Source organism: Streptomyces sp. NPDC058307 (genome assembly GCF_042880295.1).
Taxonomy (GTDB): domain Bacteria; phylum Actinomycetota; class Actinomycetes; order Streptomycetales; family Streptomycetaceae; genus Streptomyces.
Genome location: NZ_JBHVYZ010000013.1, coordinates 107,019 through 114,287 on the forward strand (window position 1 = coordinate 107,019; position 7,269 = coordinate 114,287).

Here is a 7,269-nt window from a genome sequence, read left to right on the forward strand (position 1 = left end):
CGCCCGCGGGGACGCTCCACCTTGTGCTGTCAGAAGAGGCCCTTCACGCGTGCAGTACGTGCTGCGTGGGCCGGACCAGGCCCGACTCGTAGGCGAAGACCACCGCCTGGACCCGGCCGCGGGCGCCGATCTTGGTGAGGATGTTGCTGACGTGGGACTTCGCGGTGGTCGGGGCGATGGAGAGCCGGTCGGCGATCTCGGCGTTGGAGTCGCCCGAGGCGACCGCGGTGAGCACATCGCGCTCGCGACCGGTGAGGGTGTCCAGCCGGTTGCCCGGGACGGAGTCCTCGAGGGCGCTCCGGCTGCGCACGGCGTCGATGAGCGCGCGGGTCAGACCGGGGGAGACGACGACGTCACCGGCGGCCACCACCCGGACGGCCGCGACCAGTTCGTCGGCGGTGGCGTCCTCCGGAAGGTGTCCGGCAGCTCCGGCGCGCAGGGCGCCGTAGGGGTAGGTGTCGTCGCCGGCGGTGAGCAGCAGGACGTGCGGGGCGTGCCCGTCCGGCGTGTGGGCGAGACGGCGGACGGTCTCGACGGTGTCCGTGCCGGGGCTGCGGCCGTCCAGCAGGACGACGTCCGGCCGTAGCAGCGCGCTCAGCCGGACTGCCTCCGGCCCGCGTGCCGCCTCGCCGACGACGGTCAGGTCGGACTGGGACTCGAGGAGCATGCGGAGGCCGACCCGCTGAAGTGACTGGCCGGTGGCGATGAGGACGCTGGTCATGGCCTGCTCCATCCTCGTCCAGCGGACATGTGCTGAACGAAACGGTTTCGTTCTCGTGGGGATCAGCGTAACTCCAGGGCACTCGCTACGGGAGCGTGTCGGTCGTGGGGTGGCTCACATTCCAGCCGCGTATTTCGGTCACGATCAGGGGCAACCCGGGGCGGCCCGGCGGCGACCCCACGGTGAATCCCGGCCCCCACGAGAGGAGTTCACTCCATGCGCACCCGCATCGTGCGTCTCGCCACCGTCCTCGCCGCCCTGCTCGCGGTACTCGCGACCCCCGCCGTCACGGCGCCCCCCGCACAGGCGGCGGACAACTGGAACCCGCCCGCAGGTCTCGTGCAACCGCTGGGCGAGGTGTGGAACCACGTCGAGTCGACCTACTCCGACCTCTACGGCTTCCGCAACTACGGCTGGGACCAGGTCATGGCCAACCGGGGAAGCGTCAACTACTGCGTCCGGTGGGAGTCCGACACCCCGGTCAGCGCCGCCCTCCGCGACCAGGTGCACGCCGCGCTGAAGAAGCAGTTCGGCAAGTGGATGGCGGCCATGCTCGACAACGGCACCGGCACCAACGCCTGGCCGTACACCACCGTGCCCGTCAACATCGTCGGCTGGGCGGTGAAGAACCGCTCGACCCTGCAGTGGACCGACGACTCGGTCGACATCTACGCCGGGAACCTCGACTCCGGCGGCGCCCCGCAGTGCGCCCCCGACTGCGGCCGCTTCTTCCACCAGGACGGCAACTACGCGAAATGCCCCGGCGGCACGGCCCGCCACTACGACCAGTCGCTCTGGCTCACCAAGGGCTTCCAGGGCGGCGCGGGCGGGGACTGGGGCCAGCGCGTCGGCCAGGAGTACTTCACCGGGGCCCTCGCCCAGGAGGACATCCACATCTACCTCCATGAGGTCGGCCACACCTTCGGCCTCGACGACTTCTACGACTGGACCCCGACCGGCCAGTGCTGCTTCCTGATGAACGCGGGCAGCGCGACCCGGATCACCGACTTCGACAAGTGGATGCTGCGCGACTTCTGGCGCCACCTGAAGAGCCGGTACGGCTACTGAGGACACGGGCGGCCGGCGCGGAAGCAGAAGCTCCGCTAGCCGCTCTCCACCAGGTTCTGCGTGCCGAGCACCGAGAGCAGCCGCAGCTTCTCGGCGGCCTCGGTGCCCGGCTCGGCCGAGTACACGAGGATGTGGAGGTCGTTCTCCTCCACCCGGAGCAGGTCGCAGTCGAGCGTGAGCGTGCCGACCTGCGGATGCTCGATCGTCTTGCGCGAGGCGGCGAGACGGCCCACCACCCCCGCGTCCCACAGCTCCGCGAACCGCTCGCTCCTCGCGCGCAACTCCGCTATCAGGGCTGGGAGTTGGCGGTCCGCGGGATACCGGGCGGCGGTCGCGCGCAGCTCGGCGACCATGCCCGCCTCGAAGTCACGCCGTTCCTCCGGGGTGTGTCGCACCCGGCTCGGCATCCCCGTGAAGTTGCGCCACACGCCGTTGCGTTCGAAGCCGCGCAGGATGGACGGATCACCCATCAGGGCCGCGTACATCGGGTTGGCAAGCAACAGCGTCATGGCCGCGTCGGAGACCGCGACGGGGGTGTCGACCAGCCGGTCCAGCAGCCGCTGCACACTGGGGGTGATGAAAGCGGGCACGACCTCCGGGCCCGGCGGCACCAGTCCCGCGAGGCCGAAGAGATACGTCCGCTCGTCCGCCGAGAGCCGCAGCGCCCGGGCCAGCGCCTCGACGACCTGCACGGACGGGTTGGCCGCACGCCCCTGTTCGAGACGCGTGACGTAGTCGACCGAGATGCCGGCCAGCAGGGCCAGCTCCTCGCGCCGCAGCCCGGCCGCGCGGCGATGGCCACCCGAGGGCAGCCCGGCCGCGTCCGGAGGAACCCGGTCGCGCCAGCGCCGCAGCGCCTGTCCCAGTTCTGTTGCCGCCATGCCTTTCAGTCAACACCGCCGGCCGCCGATGTGCCTGGTACCGCCAGTCCCAGGAAGAGGGGTCTCCTGGCTGACCCCGTCGTGGTCCGGCAACCTGGTCGGCATGACGACAACACTCATCACCGGAGCGAACAAGGGCCTCGGCTTCGAGACCGCCCGCCGGCTCATCACCGCGGGCCACACCGTCTACGTCGGCGCCCGTGACGCCGAGCGCGGCCGGCGCGCCGCCGACGAACTCGGGGCGCGGTTCGTGCAGCTGGACGTCACCGACGACGCCTCCGTCGAGGCCGCGGCCAAGACCCTTGAGGCCGCGGGCGGCCTGGACGTCCTGATCAACAACGCCGGGATCGAGACCCGGACCGAGGACAACAGCGTGCCGGTCGCTCAGACGGTGACCGCCGACCACATGCGCACCACCTTCGAGACGAACGTCTTCGGCGTCGTCCGCGTCCTGCACGCCTTCCTGCCGCTGCTCCAGCGCTCGGCCGCCCCCGTCGTGGTCAACGTCAGCAGCGGCCTGGCCTCGCTGACCCACCTCTCCGACCCGGACCACCCCGCGCACTTCTACCCGGGCATCGCCTACCCGACCTCCAAGACCGCGCTCAACATGCTCACCGTGCAGTACGCGAAGGCGTTCCCGGCCATGCGGATCAACTCCGTGGAGCCCGGATTCACCAAGACCGACCTGAACGGCAACACGGGCACGCAGACCGTGGCGGAGGGCGCCGAGATCATCGTCCGCATGACGCAGGTCGGCCCGGACGGCCCGACCGGCGGCTACTTCGACGCCAAGGGCCCGCTGCCCTGGTGACAGCCGGGTGAGGCGGGGGTCAGACGACCCCGTCCGCGCGCAGCGCGGCGATGTCGTCGCCGGTACGGCCGAGTTGCGTGAGGATCGCCTCGGTGTGCTCGCCCACCCCCGGCACCGGGTACATGCGGGCGGGCAGTCCCGCCAGGTCGGCCGGGGGCAGCAGCGCCTCCACCGTGGCACCGCCCGGGACGGCGACCTCGTGCCAGCGGCCGCGGGCGGCCAGGACCGGGTGGTCGAGGAACGCGGCGACGTCGTTGACCCCGGCGCAGGCGATGCCGATGCCCTCCAGGTCCTTCAGGACCTGCGCGGCCTCGGAACGGCTGATCCGCTCGGCGACCACGGCGTTGATCTCCTCGCGGTGGGCGACCCGGGCCGAGCCGGTGGCGAAGCGCGGATCCCCGGCCAGCTCGGGCCGCCGTAGGAATTCGGCGCACAGGACGTTCCACTCGCGTTCGTTCTGGACGGAGAAGAGCACGTCGTGGCCGTCGGCGGCCCTGAAGGCGCCGTACGGGGCGATCGTGGCGTGCTGGGTGCCCAGACGCGGTGGCTGACTGCCGCCGTAGCGCGTGTAGTTGGCCGGCTGGCTCATCCACTCGGCCAGTGCCTCGAACAGGGACACCTCCACCGGGTGGGCCCTGCCGGTGGTGGCGCGGGTGTACAGGGCGGTCAGGATGCCGCTGTAGGCGTACATCCCGGCCGCGATGTCGGCGACGGAGATCCCGACCCGTGCGGTCTCCTCGGCGGTCCCGGTCAGCGACACCAGGCCCGTCTGGCACTGGACCAGCAGGTCGTACGCCTTGCGGTCGGCCCACGGTCCGTCCGTGCCGTAGCCGGAGATCGTGCACGGGATCAGCCGCGGCCAGCGCTCGGCGAGGACGTCCGCGCCCAGACCGAGCCGGTCGGCCGCGCCCGGAGCCAGGTTCTGGACGAACACGTCGGCACCGTCGAGGAGTTGGTGCAGGATCTCTAGGCCGCGCGGGTCCTTCAGGTCCAGGGTGAGCGACTCCTTGGACCGGTTGAGCCACACGAAGTAGCTGGAGTGGCCGTGCACGGTCGTGTCGTAGCGCCGGGCGAAGTCGCCCTCGCCCGGTCGCTCCACCTTGATCACCCGGGCGCCGAGATCGGCGAGCTGGCGGGTCGCGTAGGGCGCGGCCACCGCCTGCTCCAGGCTGACCACCGTGATCCCGGACAGGGGTAGCTGCGCCACGCTCATGCGGCCCTTTGTACGGCCCGATCCGAGAGGGTGTCAACGACGGCAGGCCCCCGCGACCTGTGCGTTCGCCACCGCACAACGTCCAGGCGAGGCCGCCCGCGCCCCTTTGTACGGCCCTCTCGGCCCGGCGCTCAGTTCTGGCGGCCCGGGTGGCAGAGCACCATGACCGCGCGCGCGACGAGTTCTCCGGCCCCGCCGAGTTCCTGTCGGTAGCGGTCGGTGATCTCCCGTACGGCCTCCACGAAACCGGGGTCGACGGCGCGGGCCCGGGCCGGGGCGGGGAGCTCCTGAGCCATCTCGCGACGGCGCGCCAGCAGCGCGATGATCTCCTCGTCGAGACGCTCTATCCGAGTGAGCGACATGTCTTCGTCGGGGGTGGTGGCCTGGCTCGTCGTCACGCTGGTCTCCGTTCCTCTGCGCGGAATGTGTCGCGTTCCTTCACGGCGGGTCCTCAAACACCTTGCCCATGGCGGCAGTCGGCAATTCTCAGGAAACGCGGTGGGACGACGAGACGCTCACCCCGATGAGAGGAGACCGACTCAGGCCGGCACGCCGTGGGCTTCCAGAGCCCGTACGAGGGGAGCGAGTTCGGGATTGGCGGCGGCTTGATCGAGGGCCTCTCGCAACGCCTTCTCGTTGGTGGGGCGGGCCTGTTCGAGAAGGGTGCGGCCGGCGTCGGTGACGTCGGTGTAGATGCCGCGGCGGTCGGTGGGGCAGAGGTAGCGGGAGAGCAGGCCGCGGTCCTCGAGGCGGGTGACCAGACGCGTGGTGGCGCTCTGGCTGAGGACGACGGCGTCGGCGACCTGCTTCATCTGCAGGTGGCCGCCCTCACCGTCGTGCTGGCGGCCCAGGACGTCGAGCAGGGAGTACTCGCGCACGCTGAGGTCGTGAGCGGACTGCAGGGCCTTCTCGATGTGCGCCTCGATCCGCCCGTGCAGCAGGGAGAGCGCGCACCAGCCCTGGGCGAGAGCGGTCAGCGCGGGGTCCGTGGCGGTCATGGGTCCCAGGATATTGCATCGCTGAAACTTCCGGCGTCTGCTTCTATAGTGCGCGCGCAACTATCCCACCCCGCACGCGTCCACACCCTGAGAGAGTGACACCGATGACCAGCCGGCCCTCCACCACGACCCTCTGGCGCCCGACCGGCCCCAGGGAACTGGACCTGGTCCGGGAACTCGACTGGCGTGCCTGGCCGCCGAGGCTGCCCGAGCAACCGATCTTCTACCCGGTCCTCAACGAGGACTACGCGATGAGGATCGCCAGGGACTGGAACGTCAAGCACGACGGCGCCGGCTTCGTGACCCGCTTCGAGGTCGAGTCGGACTTCCTGAGCCGCTATCCCGTCCAGCAGGCGGGCGGCCGCACGATCCTCGAACTGTGGGTCCCGGCCGAGGAGCTCGACGACTTCAACGCGCACATCGTCGGCCGGATCGAAGTCGTGCACGAGTTCCGCTGACCCTCGGGGCCCCCGCTACGGCCGCGCCAAGTGCCGCATCACGAGGGCCAGTTGCAGCCGCAGCCGGCCCTGAGGCGTGCGCAGCGGCCAGCCCAGCAGCTGCTCCGCGTGGGACAGTCGGTCCTGCAGTGTTGAGTGGTGGACGTTGATCTCGGCGGCAGCCGCCCGCAGGCTGGCCGTCGAGACCACGGCGTGCAGCGTGGCGAGCAGCCAGGGGGTGCCCGCCCCGGCCGCCTCCAGCACCTGGACGTCGGACGGCGGCTCCGCGCCCGGCACCACGAGGCCGGCCAGCAGCGCGACGCCGCCCAGTTCGTCGGCGTACACGACCGCCGGTCCAGGATCCTGAGCCGTGCCCTCTGCGGTGAACCGCAGTGCGGTGCGGGCGTCCGCCCAGGACCGCGGCAGATCGAGCACGGGCACGGCGGGGCCCACCCCGACCCGCCCCGGGGGAAGTTCGGCGTGCGCCCGGCCGGCCACGACCCGGGGCCGCCCGTCGAGCGGGGCCAGCGCACGCGCGGAGGTCGCGGGGTCCAGCCCGAGCCCACGTGCCGCGTGCAGCCGGGCCGTCTCGGGGGCGGCGGCATCCAGCACGGTCTCGACCAGCGCGGGATCATCGGCGGGCGCGCGTCCCCGCGTACGGTCCAGCACCAGCCGTACGGCCCCCGCGGCGCGCTCCAGGATCACCGCGTCGACCACACTGGGCGCCGCCTCGGCCCGCTCCAGCCAGAGCGCGGTGGCCCCACCGGGCGCCAGGGCGGCGCAAGGCCAGCCGGGATCAGGGGGCGCCGCGGAATCCCGGCGCGTCCCATCGGCCTCGACCCGGACCTGCACCCGCCGCTCGGCGTCGACCAGCCGCGCAGGCACCCCGGCCAGCACGGCGGCCCCCCGCACCAGAGCCTCCAGCCCGGCACGGGACTCGGACAGCCGATCGAAGTAGGCGATGACCCGGACAGCGGCTCCGGCATCCGGATCCAGGGCGGTCAGGCGCCCGGCCAGCTCTTTCATACGCCCATGGTGCGCCATGGGACGGGGCAGGAGGAGTCCTCGGCGGGGTTCACGACGGTCGGGCGGCCACAGGCGCGGGGCTGCATCGATGTGCGGCGACGCTGTGCGGGCGCG

At 71.8% G+C, this 7,269-nt stretch carries 9 protein-coding genes; 3 read left to right on the forward strand and 6 right to left on the reverse strand.

The annotated features are described in order from the left end of the window. Nucleotides 1–43: 43 nt before the first annotated feature. The gene (locus ACFVYN_RS12595; protein ID WP_389996506.1) at nucleotides 44–721 is read right to left on the reverse strand and encodes a LuxR C-terminal-related transcriptional regulator; all 678 of its coding nucleotides are present in this window, start codon (nucleotides 719–721) and stop codon (nucleotides 44–46) included. A gap of 216 nt (nucleotides 722–937) precedes the next feature. On the opposite strand from ACFVYN_RS12595, the gene ACFVYN_RS12600 reads away from it, so the two are divergent. Then, entirely contained in the window at nucleotides 938–1,789 is an 852-nt protein-coding gene (locus ACFVYN_RS12600) for a hypothetical protein (protein WP_389996509.1), read from the forward strand. A gap of 35 nt (nucleotides 1,790–1,824) precedes the next feature. Here the strand turns inward: ACFVYN_RS12600 and ACFVYN_RS12605 are convergent, their stop codons facing one another. Next, nucleotides 1,825–2,670 carry a helix-turn-helix domain-containing protein gene (locus ACFVYN_RS12605; RefSeq protein WP_389996512.1) on the reverse strand — a complete coding sequence of 282 codons (846 nt, stop codon included), beginning with the start codon at nucleotides 2,668–2,670 and terminating at the stop codon, nucleotides 1,825–1,827. Between the two features lie 103 nt (nucleotides 2,671–2,773). Between ACFVYN_RS12605 and ACFVYN_RS12610 the strand changes: the two genes are divergently transcribed. Then, entirely contained in the window at nucleotides 2,774–3,481 is a 708-nt protein-coding gene (locus tag ACFVYN_RS12610) for an SDR family oxidoreductase (RefSeq protein WP_389996515.1), read from the forward strand. Nucleotides 3,482–3,500: 19 nt separating this feature from the next. Here the strand turns inward: ACFVYN_RS12610 and ACFVYN_RS12615 are convergent, their stop codons facing one another. The 3 genes from ACFVYN_RS12615 to ACFVYN_RS12625 all read right to left on the reverse strand — a co-directional run bounded on the left by ACFVYN_RS12615 (nucleotide 3,501) and on the right by ACFVYN_RS12625 (nucleotide 5,692). Next, on the reverse strand, nucleotides 3,501–4,694 hold the full coding sequence (locus ACFVYN_RS12615; protein ID WP_389996518.1) for a CaiB/BaiF CoA transferase family protein: 1,194 nt from the start codon (nucleotides 4,692–4,694) through the stop codon (nucleotides 3,501–3,503). Nucleotides 4,695–4,825: 131 nt separating this feature from the next. Further along, entirely contained in the window at nucleotides 4,826–5,092 is a 267-nt protein-coding gene (locus ACFVYN_RS12620) for a hypothetical protein (protein WP_389996521.1), read from the reverse strand. Nucleotides 5,093–5,233: 141 nt separating this feature from the next. Further along, nucleotides 5,234–5,692 (reverse strand): MarR family winged helix-turn-helix transcriptional regulator, encoded by a 459-nt coding sequence (locus ACFVYN_RS12625; protein WP_389996523.1) that lies wholly within the window; start codon nucleotides 5,690–5,692, stop codon nucleotides 5,234–5,236. 104 nt (nucleotides 5,693–5,796) lie between these two features. Between ACFVYN_RS12625 and ACFVYN_RS12630 the strand changes: the two genes are divergently transcribed. Then, entirely contained in the window at nucleotides 5,797–6,150 is a 354-nt protein-coding gene (locus tag ACFVYN_RS12630; protein WP_389996526.1) for a hypothetical protein, read from the forward strand. A 15-nt stretch (nucleotides 6,151–6,165) separates the two neighbouring features. Here the strand turns inward: ACFVYN_RS12630 and ACFVYN_RS12635 are convergent, their stop codons facing one another. Further along, entirely contained in the window at nucleotides 6,166–7,155 is a 990-nt protein-coding gene (locus ACFVYN_RS12635) for a helix-turn-helix domain-containing protein (RefSeq protein WP_389996529.1), read from the reverse strand. Nucleotides 7,156–7,269 lie beyond the last annotated feature (114 nt).

Bases quoted from the DNA above. Each gene is read 5' to 3' on its own strand.
- ACFVYN_RS12595 (WP_389996506.1), bottom strand. From the start codon at position 721: ATGACCAGCGTCCTCATCGCCACCGGCCAGTCACTTCAGCGGGTCGGC.
- ACFVYN_RS12600 (WP_389996509.1), top strand. From the start codon at position 938: ATGCGCACCCGCATCGTGCGTCTCGCCACCGTCCTCGCCGCCCTGCTC.
- ACFVYN_RS12605 (WP_389996512.1), bottom strand. From the start codon at position 2,670: ATGGCGGCAACAGAACTGGGACAGGCGCTGCGGCGCTGGCGCGACCGG.
- ACFVYN_RS12610 (WP_389996515.1), top strand. From the start codon at position 2,774: ATGACGACAACACTCATCACCGGAGCGAACAAGGGCCTCGGCTTCGAG.
- ACFVYN_RS12615 (WP_389996518.1), bottom strand. From the start codon at position 4,694: ATGAGCGTGGCGCAGCTACCCCTGTCCGGGATCACGGTGGTCAGCCTG.
- ACFVYN_RS12625 (WP_389996523.1), bottom strand. From the start codon at position 5,692: ATGACCGCCACGGACCCCGCGCTGACCGCTCTCGCCCAGGGCTGGTGC.
- ACFVYN_RS12630 (WP_389996526.1), top strand. From the start codon at position 5,797: ATGACCAGCCGGCCCTCCACCACGACCCTCTGGCGCCCGACCGGCCCC.
- ACFVYN_RS12635 (WP_389996529.1), bottom strand. From the start codon at position 7,155: ATGAAAGAGCTGGCCGGGCGCCTGACCGCCCTGGATCCGGATGCCGGA.